Source organism: Paenibacillus sp. J22P143, assembly GCF_059692035.1.
Map to the genome: position 1 here is coordinate 1 of NZ_JCAUAQ010000004.1, position 17,744 is coordinate 17,744.

A 17,744-nucleotide genomic window follows, 5' to 3' on the forward strand; every position below is an offset into this window, starting at 1 on the left:
ACACGTTTTATGGAGGCGTCCTTTTCCTTTACTGTGATACGGTCATTATATTCGTCAATCCCTGGACAGGCAATTCCGTCAGCTTTTGGGCATTATGATTCAGCGGCAACATTAATGAGAAAAAGCTGGTTCTTAGACCCGCCTCTTTCAACAAACTTCCTTAATCGTATTTGTTCAAACTTCTCGATTGTCAGCCCTTTGTTTTCAACAATCGCATAAATACCATAATATCAGCTAACTCTTCTACATCATCCTTCGATGACTGATACTCGTCTAATTCTTCTTGAAGTTTTGCGTTTAACGCTTTTCTATATTCTTCTGGTTCGAGTACCCTGATCTATTGGTCTCCTTGTTAACCTTGACATGAATTGTCCCTTTCTCCAGGTCATTAAAGCAACTGGCGAGGGCGCTGGGTGTACCAATCATTACTCTTTCACAGCTCAGTCGTGGCGTAGAACAGCGCCATGACAAGCGTCCGATGATGTCGGCTGCGACAATTAATAATAAAATTTATATTTTTGATGGAGATGGAATAGGCGGTACCGTAGACACTGTTGAAGAGTATGATCCATCAGCAAATTCAATAGTAACAAAATCTTAAAACAAAATACAAAGCTACAATAATAACTATGGTAAATTAAATAATTATTTTCATTAAAACACCATCCATAAAAAAACGCCAAATGAATGGCGTCTTTCTTATGATTTTCAATTAATATCTAAGGAATATCTTTTAATCAATTTATCACTAATAATATTTGATCTTCTGTTCGTATATCGTTCCTTCATGAGTTGGTATCAATCTGCTGGAATTTTCTTTGCTTAATATTTTATACAATACAGACTGTCCTTCCGCATAATAAAACCCGTACTCAGACTTGTCGTAACGTTTCTTAAGTGACATCCCCTTATACTTACATGTACTCCCAATGAAGAAGGCTGCCGATCAGATCGGCAGCCTTCTTCTCTATCTACTTCGTCCAAAGTTTATACATACAAAGTCCTGCAAAACGTCTTTATCCCGCTTACGCCGCGGTGAACTGCTTGCCTTAGAAGGCATCATATCGTTCTCTTGATCCCCTCTTCCATTTTATGCTATAATCAAAAGAAGAACATACATTCCCTTTATTTTACATCATCCTACAGTCAGAAAAGAAGGTCAGCTTATGAAAGATCAACCTGTATTTGAGAATCTGCGAGACAAGTATGCCGATGAAGACCGCGCCAAGCTTGTGATGCTGCAGTTGCGAACATTAATGGTACAGAAACAGAAGAAGAAATGGTATCAGAAATGGAAAACTCCGACAAAGACGAAACCAACGAATTGGAACGACTAGAATGCCCCTGCTGGCATGTAGAATCTAAAAATAAAATAAAGGCTCCCCTTCGTAGACGATCTACGTGGTGAGCCTCTTCATTTTATCGATTTCTTTTGCGTGAATAATATAAGACCCCTAAGTAATGCGCCCCTGTAAACAAGGTTAGTATCCCGAAGAATAACAAGAATCCTCCGTTTCGATCACGGAACAACAATTGGACAACGAACAAGGCAAGGGAGATTTCGCTCCAGAGAAGCGTTCTTTTCTTGAGCTGTGTCAAATCAGCTGTGGATTTGCTTATTTTGCGAAGATTCATGTAAGTCAGGCCAGCGAGTACGATGACACCAATGACGATCACGAGAATATAACTTGAATTGCCCGACATGTGACTCCCCCTAATTCTAGTAGATATTATATCTAAGATACATGGATTAGGACGGAATGTCTATTTGAAAATGACGTTACGAAGAAGGTTTATCGCTTCTGCCGTGGAACATATATTGAAAATTGTTTACTAAACTCAGCGAGGTGCCACATCATGTCTACCCTAACATTCAAACCATTAGAGCCGTCTGACATTCCTTTTCTGATGGATATTTACAATCACTTCGTTGTTCATACGACTTATTCTTTCCATACAGAGCCTGTTGCATTACCTGAGTTTACGGAAAGTGTGGTTCACGCCAACCCGCGCTATCAGACCTACGTGATTCTGCTAGATGAGAAGCTGCAAGGCTATGTTCAAGTTATGCCCCACAAGAAAAAGCAAGCCTATGATTCGACCGGTGAAGTGACGATCTATCTTCATCCAGAATGCGTCGGCAAGGGCCTAGGCTCCACTTCCATTCAATATATAGAAGCGATCGCCAAAGAGCGCGGCTTCCACTCCTTAATTGCGACCGTTTGCGCGGACAACTCCGCTAGCATCCACATGTTCGCTCGAAATGGCTACCAGCAATGTGCGCACTATCGAGAGGTCGGCTTCAAATGGGGTCAATTTCTAGATATTGTTACGTTTCAGAAAATCATTTCATAATTAGTTTCCTTGTTGTGAAGCCGAGGCCATCCATATAGATCATCAGTTTCCGTTATTTACACTGGATAAGATCCCCCACCCTAACAAAACCTAGCGTATAGTCATAATGCTCGGAGGGGATTGCCATGACCAAGCGGCTTTGGTCCTTTAGCATCGTTTGTCTGCTTCTAACCAGCTGCGGTGTGCCTTTTTCAAAGCCTTTTCAAGATCAACGCTCAGCTCAACATTCCCATCCTGATGTCACCCAGACATCCACGGAAGCTAGTCGGAACTTCGCGGAGTCCCAGCTCGTTACAGATGCTGCAGGTTTACAGAATCGAATTAGCCTGTTGTCACCGACGAGCACGCCCTCATCTTCCGCGATGCCAACAGCACCTACACGAGCACCAAGCCATACACTTACACCGAGTCCTACGTTGACGCCCAGCTTGAAGCCTACTACGAGCCCCAAAAAAACAGCTATACAGCCAGAGGCTTCCAAGAGACCTTCCTTGCCCGTCCAAAAAAATCAAGGACAAATCAGAATTACTCAGAAGAAGCTCACACTTTCACAGTTAGTTGTTAAATACCCAGACACGTTCAAGCTCCGCGGCTCAAGTCAAGAGAAGAAAGTCGCGTTAACCTTTGACGACGGACCCGATACGCGATTTACGCCAAAAGTACTTGATGCCTTGAAAGCGAATCAAGTGAAGGCAACCTTTTTCGTACTCGGTTCTATGGCTAGCACGCATCCAGACATCATCAGGCGTATCGTGAATGAGGGCCACGTGATTGGCAATCACTCGTACAGTCATGAGAATCTACCGAAGCTCTCTGTGGATAAATTTCAAAACCAAATTGAGCGTACAGAAAGTGTCCTGCAGGGACTTATCGGCTACACCCCTAGATTAATTCGCCCCCCCTATGGCGCAATTAATGAAGAGCAGGTCAAATGGATCGCTGATCATCACTATTTAATCGTGAACTGGAATGTCGATTCCCTGGACTGGAAATCACTTAATTCCGATCAGGTCCTTCAGAATATCATGCAGCAGACGAAGCCTGGCTCCATTATACTTCAGCACTCCGGAGGGGCAGACAGCCAAGATTTATCAGGGACTGTGCAAGCAATCGGACCTTTAATTAGTAAACTTAAGGCTGCTGGCTATACGTTCGTCACGGTTCCCGAGCTGCTTCACGTGACCAAAAGCAAATAGTTCCACGCAAAAAAAGCAGTCTCGCCGGGTTCATTCCAGCAGACTGCTTTCCCATGCCATGCGAATATAACGACAACTACTCACCCACCTGAGAGGTAGGCATTGCTGATTTGCAATCTGCACAATAACCAAATATTTCAAACCGATGGCTCTGAATCTCAAAGCTCTCTGGTAAATCCTGTACAAGCTTCATCGGGCAGAACTCAAACGTCACGGTCTTCTCGCAACTGACGCAAATCATGTGATGATGATGGTGTGACAAGCAGCTCGCTTTGAACTTCAAGCCATCCGCCAAATGAAATTGCTCCAGAACACCCATCTCACTCAACAATCGGAGATTACGATACACAGTATCGAAGCTTACGCCTGGATATTTCATTTTCATATGCTCATAAACATCCTTCGGCGATAAATAACTACCCGATTCTGCGAATAAGGTCGCTAAGCTTCTGCGCTGTTCTGTAATGCGCCAGCCCTTCTGCGACATCGCTCTTAGCATCTCATCGATCGTATCCGTATGCGTACTCACTTGCATTACCCCTCTGTGTTGAAATCTTCTCCTATTATAGTGCAGCAAATGGACCTCCTGCGTCAAGTGTAGAACGATGACGGAATCTGTACCACGAAAAAATCCTCAACGTGTGTTGAGGATTTACATTTTCCCGCTAATTGCTCTCCCGTGTATCGGACTGGGCTTCTAATTTCAACAATTCTGCGCGAATGACATCCTTGGCGAAGTTCTCTCCGATGAAGACGGCTACGTCAGGCACATCACCTTTTGGCGTTATTTTCACAAAATCCATTTCTCTGTACGCATACTGGAATAAGAACCGACTCGATGTATCCGAGAAGCTGAGAATCCCTTTGGCACGATACACTTCCTGAGGGAGTTTGCTTACGAATTCTTCAAACGCGTTGCTATCTACGGCCTGCTCAAAAAAGTGGGTATACGCCATCACATGGTTATGTGAATGGTGATGATGATCATCCTCCTGGTGATGCTCATGGCTATGCGGCCGCGTCTCGTCGTTCGATTTTAACTGCATACGCGCCCCGCCAGAAACCTCTGTGTGAATGTCTTCAATCAGCTTGATATCGATCTGACTGAATACGGTATAGTGTAAATCCGCGTAAGGATTCCATTCCCGTACGAGATCATGCACTTCTTGAAGCGCCGATTCCTGCAGCAGGTCAGTTTTGTTGAGCAGAATCAAGTTGGCACAACGGATTTGATCCCGCATGAGCCGGTAGGTTTTTCCACGACTTGTGCGGTTTAACTCTAGCAGCTGCGGTGCATCCACAACCGTGATTATAGCTGAAAGCTCTATCGGAAGTACGAGCGAAGCATCCGTTACCTCATCAATAATCTCCATTGGATTCGCAATCCCCGTCGATTCAACGAAAATCAAATCCGGCTGCTCCCCTGTCACTAATTCGTTCAAGGCTGTCGCGAGATCGCCACGACTAGAACAACAAATGCATCCGCCGAGCAGCTCAGACATGGGTACTTCGTTGGCTATTAACTGTCCATCCAAATTCACTTCGCCAATTTCATTCATGATCACGGCTGGCTTGCGCCCTGCTTCGGTGAAATAATCGATCGCCTTGGTGAGCAAGGTCGTTTTACCACTCCCCAGGAATCCAGATAAGACATATACGTGAACTCGTTTGTTTGCCATTCGTGCTGCTTACCTCCGTCCTCGGGCTACTTACGCCCACTGTTACTCTGACTTCACTTCAAATTTCGCGGCCAAGATCGGCCATTTCCCAACGATGCCAGCTAAAAAAGGAAATAACCTTGCCCATAGCAGGCTCGTACCTGGATCGGCTGGCTTCAACGGAAGCTCTATGCGCTCGTAGAGGATTTTCGCTGCTTCTTGGACAAGCTCAAGCGCCAAATCAGCAGGATCTGTCTCGGCTACAGCCTCCAGCCGCGGAAGATAATACTGCGCGATTGATTCCGATAAGCGATGCTCCGCTAAGTTATCTGAAGCCATCACCTCGCCCATGCCTAAGCTAACTAAGCGTGCTGTTTCTTCCTCAAAAGCGTGCGGGATACAGTAAATCTCCAGTGCCAAGGCCGCTACGTAAATGTCTCTTAACAGCTCATCTTCTTTGGCCATCGTTAAGACAGGATGAGGTAAATAGGCCATTACAGCAGGTTTCAAAGTGTCCCAGCCATTCTCTATGCCCTTCATCGTAAACTGCATCATCGCTGCTGCCAGCTCCACAGGCGTAATTTGTTTCTTCTCTAGCTCTTGCATATAGGTTAGCCCTCTTCTCTATCGTTACTTGTAAAATGAATGATCAGCTCAATAATTTCGGATTGGCTGCCTAAACGGATCGGCGGCCCCCATGTACCGAAGCCTGAGGATACAATCGCGTGTAGGTTCCCTTTGCGCAGATAGCCCCAATCGAGTTCGAAGATCCGCCTCGTGAACAAATGATTCGGTGCTATTTGACCACGGTGTGTATGACCTGACAGCATAACATCAGCGCCTGCTGCCTCAGCCTTATCTAGCTGGTGCGGCTGATGATCCATAACGATAATCGGCTGCGCAAGGTCCACTCCCTCCATCAAGGAGGCGAGCTGTTTACGTCCTTCAGCGGAATGTTCCGCTGTTTTATCCTTACGCCCCGCGATGTATAGCCGCTCCTGCAGGTGAACGACTTCATCCATGAGCACGCGAATGCCGATTTGTTCCATTTGTTCCACGAAGGCCGGGACATGTCCTCCGTAATATTCATGGTTGCCAAGCACGGCATAGATGCCAAGCGGAGCCTGCAGCTTTTGCATGGTTTGCCCCATTTTATAACGAATAAAAGGCTCAATAGCATCATCAATGACATCACCTGGCAGCAAAATCAAATCCGGTTGCATCGCATTCACATACTTAACAAGCTTGCGCAAGTGGCGGTTGCCGACAATTGCACCTAAATGAATGTCCGATGCGACTGCAACCCTCAGCTGCTTCCAGTCCCCCGCTTGTTTGGGAATCGTGATCTCGTACTTACGGATGATCGGTGTCCGCGCATTATAGGAGCCGCGCAGCAAAAGAACGAGTACAACGGCTACGTCAATCCATCCCAGAATCGGCACATAGGTTGCTGGCGAGACAGATGCGAAGTGAAGCACAGCGATCACCACGTCGGTCAATGGCAGAAGGAGCACACCAAATTGGATGAGAGCAAACCAGTAGGAACCGATGATTTTAAAAATCCGGGATACACTTAGAGGCAGTACGCGCGATCCAAACCATGCTAATAAATAAGATAGAGCAACCAACCAAAACAGAATCCAATACACCACAGGTTGAAAGGACGCACCCATCAGATGCGACAGAAAAACCTTTGCGTGCCACCCTATATAGCCGTTGATACCCACTACAATCGCGAGTATAAGCGTAATCCTTAGTGCCATACCATTTCTCATTCTACTTGACGCTCCCATTCTCTCCTACCATCTACCTTCAAAGCAAAAGGCTTATCGGCTCTATACATAGCTCATCATCATTTCGCACATTGCCCACCCGACTCGACACGGGGTATGCCATCATGAGCTCCGAAGGATACGGTCGTAAAAACGGCTTCAGTTGATCCACGTCTTTGATGCTGCGATCTAACCACAACGCTTCCCTTTCACGTGGCAAAATGACCGGCATACGCTCATGAATATCCTTCATCATCTCATTCGATTCTGTCGTGATGACCGTACACGTTGATATGCGCACACCCTCGGGGGATATCCATGTGTCATACAGCCCGGCCATGCTGAATAGCTCCTTGCTGCGCAACATAATGCGCATCGGCTGCTTATGCTTGCCTGTCCCTTTCCAATCATAGAAAGAATCAGCCGGGATGAGGCAGCGCTTACGTTCAAAAGGCCTGCGAAAAGCAGGCTTGTCCGCCAAAGTCTCAGAGCGCGCATTGAGCATTTGATAGCCCATTTTCTCATCTTTGGCCCATTCCGGAACCAGTCCCCAACGCAGCTCTCCAAGCTTATTGCGCTGCCCGTCATGAACGATCGCCATCACCTGCTGTCCGGGTGCTACATTATATTTGGGCCTATATCTGGGCATATAGGTATCGTACATATCATAACGCAGCATCAATTCTTCCAGCGTTACGGTGATCGTATAGCGTCCGCACATAGGTAAGCATCCTTCTCCTTCACACGGTTATCCAATTCCCTCTCTCCATTATGGAAAAAAGATAAGCTTACGTCAATTCGTACAGCCCGAAGAAGCATTTCTTCTTCAGGCTGTGTATCGTACGGGGGCTTCTAGTTAAGCTTTTGTGATACACTTACGATTTCTTCTTCGTTTCCGCCGTCTCTAACACACTCACACGTGGATCCGTCCCATAGATGGTGGTAACTAGACTGTCTGCATACCGACCAATTCTCGCACCAATCTCCGCACGCATGTAGTCTCTCGTCATCGTAAACCGATCCTCATGCTCTCGGCATCTATACCGGTATCGGATCATCTGATCGTCTTTCTCCTCTTCCGCAACGTGCATGTCATTCTCCAGCATATGCCGCTTCACTTTCGCTAGATCAGCATGCATGTTCTTGGCCAATACTTGGGCCACCTTCGAATAGAGTGTTCGTAGCATCTCAGAGGAACGCTCCACTTCGCGCGCCCTTCGCAAAATAATCGTATGCATGAGCGGCAGCAGAACCGATTCTCGTATAATGCCAATATCATCCGCGGTCGGGCGCTTCGTGGGGACAGGCTTGTCGTGGCGCCCACTTTGAAAAGCTTCTTTGTGCTGAGGCAGCATCATCCGGCTCGACTCCCACAAACCATTATTCTGCAATTTTTTACTCATTTATAATGACCTCCGATTTTGAGCGAACGAACCTGCGCTTGGCCGGCTGTCGTCAAGGAGGACGCGCGAACAATCGCCGCATTGCCGAACCGATCCTTAATTCGATCCGTCACCTTCTCCAGTTCACGCGCCTTCACCTGATCTTCGAAAAGGGTGAGCTGGTACGTCTCATCGTCCACGAACTGGCTCAGCATCACGCCGGCACGGCGAACAGGCATCGTATCCCAGAACTTATAGAAAAGCTGCTTCACAGCTTGAAAAACGGTACCGGTATGATTCGTCGGATCCGGCATCTTCATCTGGCGCGAGAAGCCCGTCGGCGCATCAAACGGACTGCACATACAGCTGACCGTTACAATAGAGGCCATATAGCCTTTACGTCGGCAGTCCCGGCACACTTCCTCCGTCAGCTCCATGAGGATCGTATTCACTTCCGACGATTCCGCATAATCCCTCGGCAGCGTCATCATATGGCCAATCGATTTCGGTGGCGTATCAAATGTGCCCGGCGTGACTGGGCTGTCGTCCAGCCCGTTCGCCGTCCGCCACATCACCTCTGCGTGGATGTCCGACTGCTTGCCGAAACGCGCGCGAAATTTCTGCTTCAGCTGCGGTAGCGGCGTCCGTGCCACATCGCCAATGGTATACATGCCCAACTTGGCAAAATGCGCCGTCATTCGCGAGCCAACACCGAACATTTTACTAACCGGCTGCTCCCACAGGTATTTCTCAATTTGGGAGGGAAGCAGCGTGAAAATGCCTGTCGCATTTTTTTTAGCCCATATATCCGTTGCGATTTTCGCTAAAATTTTATTGGAACTAATGCCTACGCGAAGCTTAACACCCGTTTGTTTGAGTACCTTATATTGCAGACTTCTCGCAACCTTCTCTGCATCTCCAAAGAGAGGCAGGCTCCCTGTAACGTCCAGAAACTGTTCATCGATACTGAAAATCTCAACGAGATCCGTGAATTCTTCATAGATTTCAGTTATTTGTAACGAAGTATTGATATAATGCTGCATTCGAGGCCGCATGACGATCAACTCAGGGCATTTTTTCAGCGCTTCACCTAAGCGTTCGGCTGTTGATACGCCAAATCCTTTGGCAACAGGGCAGGCGGCTAAAATAATACCCGATCTTAGCGCAGGGTCTCCTGCAACGGCGACCGGTTTATTCTCTAGGCCCGGATGATCGGCCTTCTCCACGCTTGCATAGAAGCTCTGACAGTCCGCTAGAAATATCGTTCGTTCCCCGCCCTTGTTCCCCTTGCTCATCGCAATTCCCCCCGCATATTCATCAGTGTAGTCATAAGCTCAGCCTTGACCAAACTACGAAGCATCGTGAAATGATGAATGTAACCTCGAACTTTGTACTCTACATCAATGCCTAAAGCATTCATTTCCGTGTGAATCACCTTAATATCTCGCTGCTTCATCTTACTTTTCAACCGTTGTAATTCTGGATAAATAGCCATCTCAACCTCTCTGAGGTAAAAAAGAATGTGATTATACACAATTTTATCTTTATAAACCTTAAGCTCCTCCATATCTCTTGCCAGCATATCAAGCAAAATCGGCAACAGCGTGTATTCCTTAATCATTTGAACATCCTCTTCTGTCTCTACTTTTGAAATACCACTCATGTTCTCACCACCATATGCGAACATATATTCGTTTTTCCATATTATATACCGAACACGTATTCGTTATGCAAGTGGTTTTTTGGATATTTTTTTGCTAATAACGGGAGATATTACAGTTAATTACTATTTAATTACCTATTTTTACCTATTTATTGAAAAATGTGCGAATTGCCACGGACGAGTGCGTGTCCCGACTCCTCTCTACTTGCATTTAATATATTACATTGGATTTCAACGGGAGGGGAACGTGCGATGACAAGAAGAATACATGTCAGCGACTCCCATTTCTCGTGCTGTAATTGTCATGCGACCGGAGCAACGGGACCTACGGGCGCAACAGGGGCGACGGGGCCAACCGGTGATGTCGGGGCAATGGGGGCTACCGGGGCGACAGGTGAAACAGGGCCTACTGGCGCTGTTGGTGCGACAGGAGTTACGGGGCCTACGGGACCAACCGGGGCCAGTGGCGCTACCGGGGCGACGGGGCCGACTGGCGCTGTTGGTGCGACGGGGGTTACAGGGCCGACAGGAGCTACCGGTGCTACTGGAGCAACTGGCGCTACAGGAGTCACTGGGCCGACAGGAGCTACCGGAACAAGTCTAACAGCTAACTCCGCGTTTGCAGCCAACACGGCAGGAGCTTTGATTGCCGTGCTTCTTGGCGGAACCAACGTCCCCCTGCCAAACGCTCAAAATATCGGGCTCGGCATCACCATCAATGGCGCAAATGATACCTTTACTATTGCAAATGCAGGGAGATACTACATTACGTATCAGATCAATTTAACGGCGGGGCTGCTGGTAAGCTCCAGATTACTTATTAATGGCGTGGCCAATTTGGCGAGCACAATTTCTCCAGCTATATCTCTGGCTTATTTCAATAACGACATTCTTGTAACCCTCGCCGCTGGAGCGACTGTAACCTTGCAGTTATTCGGCTTACTAGGCGCCGCGACCCTACTAGGCAGTGGCGCTGGGGCAGCTGTGACCATTATTCGTCTCAGCTAAAAACCCGAGTTTTACTTCACCTCGGGTTTTCTAATGTATTTGATTGTGTAACTGCCGCGGCCAATAAGAACCTCATCCCCCTCACACGTGCATGCTATAGATAGGCGTGAAATGGATGGCAGTACGAGGGAAACTTGCTGCGCCTGTCTTATTGACTGCGTAATATCTTTTGATTTCATTCTTATGATGGCAATCATTTCACAATTTGTATCGTTTTGAATGACTACCGAAGCAGATGCGCATACGCCGATCGATCGAAAATAAGTTTGAGGTATTGCATCGCATTTTTGAAATATATGTCCACATGCTTTCTCAAGAGCACCTGTTCTGTGAAGATAGCACTTTTTTTTCTTTGGACGACAGCAGTGAGAGGGTTTCACGGTAACAATCGTTGTTTGTTTATTTTTTTGAATAGATTTAGTCAAGTCCGCCCCCCCCAGTCACACAAGTACATTAGGTTATATCCCATAGTACTTATAAGCCAGTTGGGGAGTAACAGGACAAACGCACAATTTTATATATTTGATGAAATCGTCCAGGTTAAATGGCTCTGGGCTTCTTTTGCATGAAAATGTGCGAATGGCAGGGTCAAATAGCGTAGACAAGAATGGCCTAATCCCAATATTCATATAGAGTAGTAAATAATCGGAGAAAGAAGGGATTTCAATGGGTTGCCGAGGCGGTTCTAGCCGAAGTCCGATGGTGGCAGAAAGTAACTTTTCCTGTTGTAGCCAAGTGACGTATGTTCAAGATCAGGTTTGTTTAAACATCAATATTACACCTGTAACAGCCACACCAGTTACGCAAGATCTTTACCGCTTAAATGTGAATCCCTTGAACCTATACGTGTCGGGTACTATATTAATTTCAGGAGCTCCTGCAGGAAGAACCTTGACAGTAAACTTCCTTCTAGGCGGACCTGGGGGGACCCTCGTTGAAACCGATACCCTTGCAATGGGTACGGCTCTTGCCTTTACGAAAACTGGTTTTGACACCATACAATTGGTAGTGAGCACTGGTGTAGCCGTTTCACCAAATATCACAGGAGAACTCTGCGTAACCCCCCGCTATGCCATAAGCTCTTAATCCTCATGCCAAAAACGCCACAAACAGAGCATCTTCGGCTCTGTTTGTGGCGTTTTACAATGTGCAACTATCGAAATATAGACCATAATCGAATCAAGTGAAACGTGTTATTGGGATCAATCTTTTGAGCAATGATAAATGTTAAAATCTGGTGCGTCTGGTTTCCGCTGAGTTTCTCACCGAAAATACCCGCGGCAAGACCGATTAGGCGTGTAACCTTCGCCGTGTTTTGCAAATCCGCCTTCGTAACGCCCTGCAGCAGCATTTTGATGCGTTCCTTTACCTCAGGGTTTTTCATCTTGAACTTCACACGCTCCACGAGCGCAGGATCGATGCCATATTGCTGATAACTCATACCCGCACCTCCGATACCCGTCATGCTCTATCCTATGAGTGAAAGTAAGCAAACTTGACTGAGGCTGCTTTATATAAAGAAAAACCTATGATATTAGCCTTAAAGTCGGACAAGATATTGTCGCAAAGGGGCACGCGACAAAAAACAGCCACCGTTCCCGGCAGCTGTCCCTTCCATCTACATATACATGGCGATTAGGATGACGCAGATGCAATTTAACGCAATGAGTAGCGGAAAGCCAACGACAAAGGAAGTATGCTTCGTCTTGTGCCGCCACACCCGCATGCCGAGCCAACCACCAATCCCACCGCCGAGAGCAGCGAGTAGAAACAAGCGTTTTTCTGGTACGCGACGTCCACCTTTTTTCGCTTGACCTTTGTCATGTCCCATCTCAATAAACGCAATGATATTCATCAGCAATAAATAAACAAGGAAATAAGTCACGGCAGATCACCTTCGATTCCATAAAATAATGCAGCTAACAGCTACTCCTATCTTAAGAGGGAACACCGCCATGGGTCAACCTGTCTCACAAACTATCTACTAATCTAGCACTTCGCTGTCAAAAATATGAGCCCGCTCCAAATACGCCCTCAGCGGCATAAACGAAGCCCCCGTCCAGAAGGACGAGTCGCCGACAAGCTCGGCCGCATCATCGCGCGCCTGCTCCATAATTTCGAAATCCGCCATCATATCGGCGATGCGGAACTCCGGCAGCCCGCTCTGCTTCGTGCCGAAGAAATCCCCCGGCCCGCGCAACTCCAGGTCGCGCCGGGCTATCTCGAAGCCGTCGGTCGTCTCCGTCATCGCCTTCATGCGCTCCTTGCCGACCTCCGTCTTCGGGTCGGCGATGAGCACACAGAAGGACTGGTGCTCGCCCCGCCCGACCCGGCCGCGCAGCTGATGCAGCTGCGACAAGCCGAAGCGGTCGGCGTCGTAGATCACCATCAGCGTGGCGTTCGGCACGTCCACGCCTACCTCGATCACCGTGGTCGACACGAGCGCCTCCACGTTGCCTTCCTTGAATGCGCGCATGATCGCTTCCTTCTCCTGCGCGCTCATACGACCGTGCAGCAAGCCGATCCGCATCTGCGGAAACTGCTGCTGCAACTGAATGTGGACGTCGATCGCATTCTGCACGTCCAGCTTGTCCGACTCCTCGATGAGCGGACATATCACATAGACCTGTCGGCCTGCGGCCACCTCGCGCTGGATGAAACCGAGCACACGCTCCAGCATCGCATGCTGAACTGCGTACGTCTTGATCGGCTTACGTCCCTTCGGCAACTCACGGAGCGTCGAAACGTCCATATCACCAAACGCCGTAATGGCCAGCGTGCGCGGGATCGGCGTCGCCGTCATCGTCAACACGTCCGGATTCATCCCTTTACGACGCAGAATGCTGCGCTGATTCACCCCAAAGCGATGCTGCTCATCCGTCACGACAAGTCCCAGCTGGCGGAAATACACATCCTCTTGAATCAGCGCATGCGTTCCGACCAGCACATGAATCAAGCCCATCTGCAAAGAGGCCAGCAAATCCCGTCGCTGGCGGTCTGTCGAGCTTCCGGTCAGCAAAGCGACCTGCAGCCCATAAGGCTCGAACAAGCTGCTCAGCGAGCGATTATGCTGCTCGGCAAGAATTTCCGTCGGCACCATCAGCGCGCCTTGGTAGCCCGCCTTCACCGTCGCGTACAGCCCTATGGCCGCGACGATCGTCTTCCCCGCACCGACATCGCCCTGCAGCAGTCGGTTCATCGCGTAGGGCTCCTGCATGTCGTGCAGGAGCTCACCGACGACCTTCTTCTGCGACTCCGTCAGCTGGAAGGGGAGCGCGCGCACGAAGGCGCGCACAGCAGGCAGATCGACCTGCTGCTTCAACCCATCCGTGCGGCTGCGCGTCACAGCCCGGTAAGCCTGGAGCTTGAGCTGGAAGAGGAACAGCTCCTCATACACCATGCGCCTGCGCGCCTGCTTGCCCTCCTCCACGCCGCTCGGCGTGTGGATGACAGCCAGCGCCTTGCTGCGCGGCATGAACCCGTACCTGCCGGTAATACCAGCCGGCAGCACTTCACTGATCAAGGCGCTGTACTGCGTCAGCGCCTGCCCAATCACCTTACGCATCCATTTCTGCGTAATCGAGCCCGCAACCGAATAGACCGGCTGGATCGTGCCGGTATTCGAATCCCCTTGTCCGGGAAACTCCGAATCGGACACACTCATTTGCCGCCGCTTGGCGTCCCATTTGCCAGTCAGGAGAATCTCCTGCTGCGGCCGCAAGCGATCCTTCAAGAAATGGCGGTTGAACCACACCGCCGTCAGCAAGAAATCATCGACCATCACCTTGCAGGATAGGCGAGATTTGCCGCTGTAGCGCTGCAGAACCGGCTCACCGATGATATAGCCCTTCACAGTGACACGGTCACCATCCTTCACGCTGGCTAGATCACGAACCGTATAATCCTCATACCGAAAAGGAACATACTCCAGTAAATCCATAACCGTAAAAACGCCCATGGCGTTTAGCTCAAGTGCTTTTTGAGCGCCAACTCCATGGACTTCACGTACTTCGCATTGATTTAAATCCATCTCTTACACCGTACTCACGAAGGCTGCGATGGTACCTGGTCCGGCATGTGCGCCAATGACTGGACCTAGGGTAATATAATCCCCGTGCTCCACAGCAAACCGCTGCACGATGGCCTCCCGCAGCTGCTCCGCACCTTCCAAATTATTAGCATGAGCAATATGAAGCGTACGAATCGTCTTGTTAGACACATCTGCCGCCAATAGCTCAAGAATGCGTGCAATCGCTTTTTTGTTACCGCGAACCTTATCAACGACGGTCACTTCACCCGCGCTATCCAAAGTAAGAATAGGCTTAATGTTTAATAAGGAACCGAACAGCGCTGACGCCTTGCCAATCCTGCCGCCCTTTTGAAGAAACTCCAGCGTGTCGACAAGGAAATAAATATAAAAGTTCGCTCTCATCGTCTGAACAAGCGCTACAATTTCATCTACACGTTTACCGGCTCGAACAGCCTCCGCAGCAGCCACAACAAGTGCCCCAATCCCATAAGAAGCAGAACAGGAATCAATGAGGTGAACCTTGCCGATCTGATCGCCCTCTAACAGCGTAGAAGCCAACTCAGCCGTCCTGTACGTTCCACTCAACACGGAAGACAAGTGAATGGAGATCACCTCCGTATCGGGCTCCTCCAGCAAGCTTTGATAGACCTCCAGAAACTCACCCGGTGACGGGGTTGACGTTGTTGGGAATTGTGTGGATGAGGTCAGCTTCCGATAGAAATCCTCTGACTGAAGCGTCACCGTATCCAGATACTGTTCTTCACCAAAATTAATTTTGAGCGGCACCATTTCGATGTTCAACGCTTCTCTGACAGCCAATGGAATATCGGCCGTGCTATCCGTTACAATACGAATATTTGTCACAGGGCTCACTCCAATCACGAATTTACAATACCTGCTTGTACACGGTTATTCAACCGATAACAGGTAGGCATACAATGGTTGTCCACCAGGATGAAGCTCAATTTCTATATCCGGATACATCGTCTGAATAAAATTTCCCAGCTCTACTATGCCTTCTTCAGTCGCATCTTCGCCCGTCAGAATCGTTACAATTTCGCTGCCTTCATCGATCATTTCCTCAAGCAGCTTCTTGCACGCATCCATCAGACTTGGTTGGGAAGAGACAATGCGGCCATCTTGGATACCGATGAAATGACCTTGCTTAATGTCCATACCATCCATGTTCGTATCACGAACGGCATACGTCACTTGACCGGATTTTACACGTCGCAGTGATTCATTCATCGCATCCGTATTCGTTCGTACATCCGCCTTCTCTTGGAAAGCCAGAATGGCTGCAAGTCCCTGCGGAATCGATTTCGATGGGATGACGATCAGTGTTTTATGATCGACCAGATCAACCGCTTGCTGCGCGGCCAAAATAATGTTCGAGTTATTCGGAAGCACATAAATCGTGTCCGCATCAATGCTGTTCACTGCGTTCACAATATCCTCCGTGCTCGGGTTCATGGTTTGTCCACCGGACAGCACGACATCCACACCAACACTGGACAATATATCCGTAATCCCGTTCCCAAGAGCAACAGCAACGAACCCATACGGCTTATTAGGAGCAGCAACAGCCGTAGCGGCAGGAATGACCGCAGGAGCCTCGTACCCATCATGCCCCGCATCTTCTAATATATGTGAATGCTGATCACGCATATTTTCGATTTTAATACGACTTAAAGCGCCGTAATTCATGGCTTGATTCATAACCTCGCCCGGGTATTCCGCGTGAATATGCACTTTGACGAGCTCTTCATCAGCAACAACAAGGAGCGAATCTCCTAGCTTGCTAAGTTGATCACGAAACTTGCCTTCATCAAACGTAAAGCCCTTAACCTTACCAGGAGCAATGGTCAGCATGAATTCCGTACAGTAGCCGAACTCGATATCTTCTGTAGCTAGATGAGCTTGTGCAGGCATATGAGCATGTACTTCTTTGGCCAAGTTCATACCAGGAAGAAGAGATACCTCACCTAGATTTGTATCCATCGTAGCAAAGTCCTCATCCACTTGTACCAAGCCGCCGCTTAACGACGTGACGAAGCCTTCATATACGCATACAAGACCTTGGCCCCCTGCGTCAACAACACCCACCTGTTTAAGAATGGCAAGTTGATCCGGCGTTTTCGCTAGTGCTTCCTTCGCTTTGCCCAAAACCTCGTTCATCAGATCCAATACATCGCTGCTGCGACGATATTGCACGGCATGCTTAGCAGCTTCTTTGGATACAGTCAAAATCGTGCCCTCAACTGGCTTTACAACAGCCTTATAGGCTGTCTCTACACCTTGCTGCAAGGCAGCCGCAAACTGCTGGCCATTCACACTTTCTAAATCATGCACATGCTTCGCGAAACCGCGGAACAATTGCGACAAAATCACACCTGAATTGCCTCTTGCGCCCATCAGTAGCCCTTTGGACAATGCATCAGCTGCTTTCCCAATATGAGAAGATGGCTTCTTCTTCAGTTCCTCACAGCCTGCCGTGAGTGTTAAGTTCATGTTGGTGCCAGTATCTCCGTCGGGTACAGGGAAAACATTCAATCCATTAACCTTATCTACATTCCTGCGAAGGTTATCCGCACCCGCCAGGACCATGGCAGTGAAGTCATTTCCATTTATTGAAATAAAGCGCTTACTCAAAGTGATTCCCCTTCCTGATTATCGGGCT

At 48.5% G+C, this 17,744-nt stretch carries 20 protein-coding genes and 1 pseudogene; 6 read left to right on the forward strand and 15 right to left on the reverse strand.

Annotated features, from left to right (window positions below; genetic code table 11):
- Nucleotides 1–379: 379 nt before the first annotated feature.
- Together AC58PQ_RS09110 and AC58PQ_RS09115 are read left to right on the forward strand one after the other, a co-directional pair.
- Nucleotides 380–487: pseudogene (locus AC58PQ_RS09110) on the forward strand (DnaB-like helicase C-terminal domain-containing protein); the annotation flags it as partial.
- 679 nt (nucleotides 488–1,166) lie between these two features.
- Nucleotides 1,167–1,337 carry a hypothetical protein gene (locus AC58PQ_RS09115; protein WP_497241652.1) on the forward strand — a complete coding sequence of 57 codons (171 nt, stop codon included), beginning with the start codon at nucleotides 1,167–1,169 and terminating at the stop codon, nucleotides 1,335–1,337.
- A gap of 82 nt (nucleotides 1,338–1,419) precedes the next feature.
- Here the strand turns inward: AC58PQ_RS09115 and AC58PQ_RS09120 are convergent, their stop codons facing one another.
- Nucleotides 1,420–1,704 carry a hypothetical protein gene (locus AC58PQ_RS09120; protein WP_497241653.1) on the reverse strand — a complete coding sequence of 95 codons (285 nt, stop codon included), beginning with the start codon at nucleotides 1,702–1,704 and terminating at the stop codon, nucleotides 1,420–1,422.
- Between the two features lie 153 nt (nucleotides 1,705–1,857).
- On the opposite strand from AC58PQ_RS09120, the gene AC58PQ_RS09125 reads away from it, so the two are divergent.
- Nucleotides 1,858–2,355: a GNAT family N-acetyltransferase gene (locus AC58PQ_RS09125; protein WP_497241654.1), complete on the forward strand. Its 498-nt coding sequence runs from the start codon at nucleotides 1,858–1,860 to the stop codon at nucleotides 2,353–2,355.
- Nucleotides 2,356–2,480: 125 nt separating this feature from the next.
- The gene (locus AC58PQ_RS09130) at nucleotides 2,481–3,551 is read left to right on the forward strand and encodes a polysaccharide deacetylase family protein (RefSeq protein WP_497241655.1); all 1,071 of its coding nucleotides are present in this window, start codon (nucleotides 2,481–2,483) and stop codon (nucleotides 3,549–3,551) included.
- Between the two features lie 76 nt (nucleotides 3,552–3,627).
- Here the strand turns inward: AC58PQ_RS09130 and AC58PQ_RS09135 are convergent, their stop codons facing one another.
- The 8 genes from AC58PQ_RS09135 to AC58PQ_RS09170 all read right to left on the reverse strand — a co-directional run bounded on the left by AC58PQ_RS09135 (nucleotide 3,628) and on the right by AC58PQ_RS09170 (nucleotide 10,026).
- Nucleotides 3,628–4,086, reverse strand: a complete 459-nt coding sequence (locus AC58PQ_RS09135) for a Fur family transcriptional regulator (RefSeq protein ID WP_497241961.1) — start codon at nucleotides 4,084–4,086, stop codon at nucleotides 3,628–3,630.
- Between the two features lie 130 nt (nucleotides 4,087–4,216).
- Complete coding sequence (locus AC58PQ_RS09140) at nucleotides 4,217–5,230, reverse strand: CobW family GTP-binding protein (RefSeq protein ID WP_497241656.1); 1,014 nt, start codon at nucleotides 5,228–5,230, stop codon at nucleotides 4,217–4,219.
- Nucleotides 5,231–5,272: 42 nt separating this feature from the next.
- Entirely contained in the window at nucleotides 5,273–5,815 is a 543-nt protein-coding gene (locus AC58PQ_RS09145) for a hypothetical protein (RefSeq protein ID WP_497241657.1), read from the reverse strand.
- A 5-nt stretch (nucleotides 5,816–5,820) separates the two neighbouring features.
- Complete coding sequence (locus AC58PQ_RS09150; protein ID WP_497241658.1) at nucleotides 5,821–6,984, reverse strand: metallophosphoesterase; 1,164 nt, start codon at nucleotides 6,982–6,984, stop codon at nucleotides 5,821–5,823.
- A gap of 37 nt (nucleotides 6,985–7,021) precedes the next feature.
- Nucleotides 7,022–7,702: an SOS response-associated peptidase gene (locus AC58PQ_RS09155; RefSeq protein ID WP_497241659.1), complete on the reverse strand. Its 681-nt coding sequence runs from the start codon at nucleotides 7,700–7,702 to the stop codon at nucleotides 7,022–7,024.
- A 154-nt stretch (nucleotides 7,703–7,856) separates the two neighbouring features.
- On the reverse strand, nucleotides 7,857–8,384 hold the full coding sequence (locus AC58PQ_RS09160; RefSeq protein WP_497241660.1) for a YhjD family protein: 528 nt from the start codon (nucleotides 8,382–8,384) through the stop codon (nucleotides 7,857–7,859).
- Complete coding sequence (locus tag AC58PQ_RS09165) at nucleotides 8,381–9,658, reverse strand: DNA polymerase IV (protein WP_497241661.1); 1,278 nt, start codon at nucleotides 9,656–9,658, stop codon at nucleotides 8,381–8,383. The genes AC58PQ_RS09160 and AC58PQ_RS09165 overlap by 4 nt, the downstream gene beginning before the upstream one ends.
- Nucleotides 9,655–10,026 carry a YhjD family protein gene (locus tag AC58PQ_RS09170; RefSeq protein WP_497241662.1) on the reverse strand — a complete coding sequence of 124 codons (372 nt, stop codon included), beginning with the start codon at nucleotides 10,024–10,026 and terminating at the stop codon, nucleotides 9,655–9,657. Before AC58PQ_RS09170 ends, AC58PQ_RS09165 begins: the two co-directional genes overlap by 4 nt.
- Nucleotides 10,027–10,278: 252 nt before the next feature.
- On the opposite strand from AC58PQ_RS09170, the gene AC58PQ_RS09175 reads away from it, so the two are divergent.
- Nucleotides 10,279–11,034, forward strand: a complete 756-nt coding sequence (locus AC58PQ_RS09175) for a BclA C-terminal domain-containing protein (protein ID WP_497241663.1) — start codon at nucleotides 10,279–10,281, stop codon at nucleotides 11,032–11,034.
- Nucleotides 11,035–11,045: 11 nt separating this feature from the next.
- Here the strand turns inward: AC58PQ_RS09175 and AC58PQ_RS09180 are convergent, their stop codons facing one another.
- A complete protein-coding gene (locus AC58PQ_RS09180) occupies nucleotides 11,046–11,459 on the reverse strand; it encodes an S-Ena type endospore appendage (RefSeq protein ID WP_497241664.1) in 414 nt (137 codons plus the stop codon).
- A 241-nt stretch (nucleotides 11,460–11,700) separates the two neighbouring features.
- On the opposite strand from AC58PQ_RS09180, the gene AC58PQ_RS09185 reads away from it, so the two are divergent.
- Nucleotides 11,701–12,120, forward strand: coding sequence for an S-Ena type endospore appendage (locus tag AC58PQ_RS09185; RefSeq protein ID WP_497241665.1), 420 nt, complete (start codon nucleotides 11,701–11,703; stop codon nucleotides 12,118–12,120).
- A gap of 67 nt (nucleotides 12,121–12,187) precedes the next feature.
- Here AC58PQ_RS09185 and AC58PQ_RS09190 read toward each other — a convergent pair whose 3' ends face one another.
- The 5 genes from AC58PQ_RS09190 to AC58PQ_RS09210 form a co-directional block, all read right to left on the reverse strand.
- Nucleotides 12,188–12,475, reverse strand: coding sequence for a stage VI sporulation protein F (locus AC58PQ_RS09190; protein ID WP_497241666.1), 288 nt, complete (start codon nucleotides 12,473–12,475; stop codon nucleotides 12,188–12,190).
- Nucleotides 12,476–12,652: 177 nt separating this feature from the next.
- Nucleotides 12,653–12,919, reverse strand: coding sequence for a DUF1294 domain-containing protein (locus AC58PQ_RS09195; RefSeq protein WP_497241667.1), 267 nt, complete (start codon nucleotides 12,917–12,919; stop codon nucleotides 12,653–12,655).
- Nucleotides 12,920–13,018: 99 nt separating this feature from the next.
- Nucleotides 13,019–15,064: an ATP-dependent DNA helicase RecG gene (gene recG / locus AC58PQ_RS09200; RefSeq protein ID WP_497241668.1), complete on the reverse strand. Its 2,046-nt coding sequence runs from the start codon at nucleotides 15,062–15,064 to the stop codon at nucleotides 13,019–13,021.
- 3 nt (nucleotides 15,065–15,067) lie between these two features.
- Nucleotides 15,068–15,928: a DegV family protein gene (locus AC58PQ_RS09205; RefSeq protein ID WP_497241669.1), complete on the reverse strand. Its 861-nt coding sequence runs from the start codon at nucleotides 15,926–15,928 to the stop codon at nucleotides 15,068–15,070.
- A gap of 45 nt (nucleotides 15,929–15,973) precedes the next feature.
- A complete protein-coding gene (locus tag AC58PQ_RS09210) occupies nucleotides 15,974–17,716 on the reverse strand; it encodes a DAK2 domain-containing protein (RefSeq protein WP_497241670.1) in 1,743 nt (580 codons plus the stop codon).
- Nucleotides 17,717–17,744: the final 28 nt, after the last annotated feature.

What these genes read in the sequence shown, in the direction of transcription:
- AC58PQ_RS09170 (WP_497241662.1), bottom strand. Translation starts at nt 10,026, where the DNA reads ATGAGTGGTATTTCAAAAGTAGAGACAGAAGAGGATGTTCAAATGATT.
- AC58PQ_RS09130 (WP_497241655.1), top strand. Translation starts at nt 2,481, where the DNA reads ATGACCAAGCGGCTTTGGTCCTTTAGCATCGTTTGTCTGCTTCTAACC.
- AC58PQ_RS09150 (WP_497241658.1), bottom strand. Translation starts at nt 6,984, where the DNA reads ATGAGAAATGGTATGGCACTAAGGATTACGCTTATACTCGCGATTGTA.
- AC58PQ_RS09125 (WP_497241654.1), top strand. Translation starts at nt 1,858, where the DNA reads ATGTCTACCCTAACATTCAAACCATTAGAGCCGTCTGACATTCCTTTT.
- AC58PQ_RS09160 (WP_497241660.1), bottom strand. Translation starts at nt 8,384, where the DNA reads ATGAGTAAAAAATTGCAGAATAATGGTTTGTGGGAGTCGAGCCGGATG.
- AC58PQ_RS09120 (WP_497241653.1), bottom strand. Translation starts at nt 1,704, where the DNA reads ATGTCGGGCAATTCAAGTTATATTCTCGTGATCGTCATTGGTGTCATC.
- AC58PQ_RS09135 (WP_497241961.1), bottom strand. Translation starts at nt 4,086, where the DNA reads ATGCAAGTGAGTACGCATACGGATACGATCGATGAGATGCTAAGAGCG.
- AC58PQ_RS09185 (WP_497241665.1), top strand. Translation starts at nt 11,701, where the DNA reads ATGGGTTGCCGAGGCGGTTCTAGCCGAAGTCCGATGGTGGCAGAAAGT.
- AC58PQ_RS09115 (WP_497241652.1), top strand. Translation starts at nt 1,167, where the DNA reads ATGAAAGATCAACCTGTATTTGAGAATCTGCGAGACAAGTATGCCGAT.
- AC58PQ_RS09145 (WP_497241657.1), bottom strand. Translation starts at nt 5,815, where the DNA reads ATGCAAGAGCTAGAGAAGAAACAAATTACGCCTGTGGAGCTGGCAGCA.
- recG (WP_497241668.1), bottom strand. Translation starts at nt 15,064, where the DNA reads ATGGATTTAAATCAATGCGAAGTACGTGAAGTCCATGGAGTTGGCGCT.
- AC58PQ_RS09165 (WP_497241661.1), bottom strand. Translation starts at nt 9,658, where the DNA reads ATGAGCAAGGGGAACAAGGGCGGGGAACGAACGATATTTCTAGCGGAC.
- AC58PQ_RS09155 (WP_497241659.1), bottom strand. Translation starts at nt 7,702, where the DNA reads ATGTGCGGACGCTATACGATCACCGTAACGCTGGAAGAATTGATGCTG.
- AC58PQ_RS09175 (WP_497241663.1), top strand. Translation starts at nt 10,279, where the DNA reads ATGACAAGAAGAATACATGTCAGCGACTCCCATTTCTCGTGCTGTAAT.
- AC58PQ_RS09190 (WP_497241666.1), bottom strand. Translation starts at nt 12,475, where the DNA reads ATGAGTTATCAGCAATATGGCATCGATCCTGCGCTCGTGGAGCGTGTG.
- AC58PQ_RS09140 (WP_497241656.1), bottom strand. Translation starts at nt 5,230, where the DNA reads ATGGCAAACAAACGAGTTCACGTATATGTCTTATCTGGATTCCTGGGG.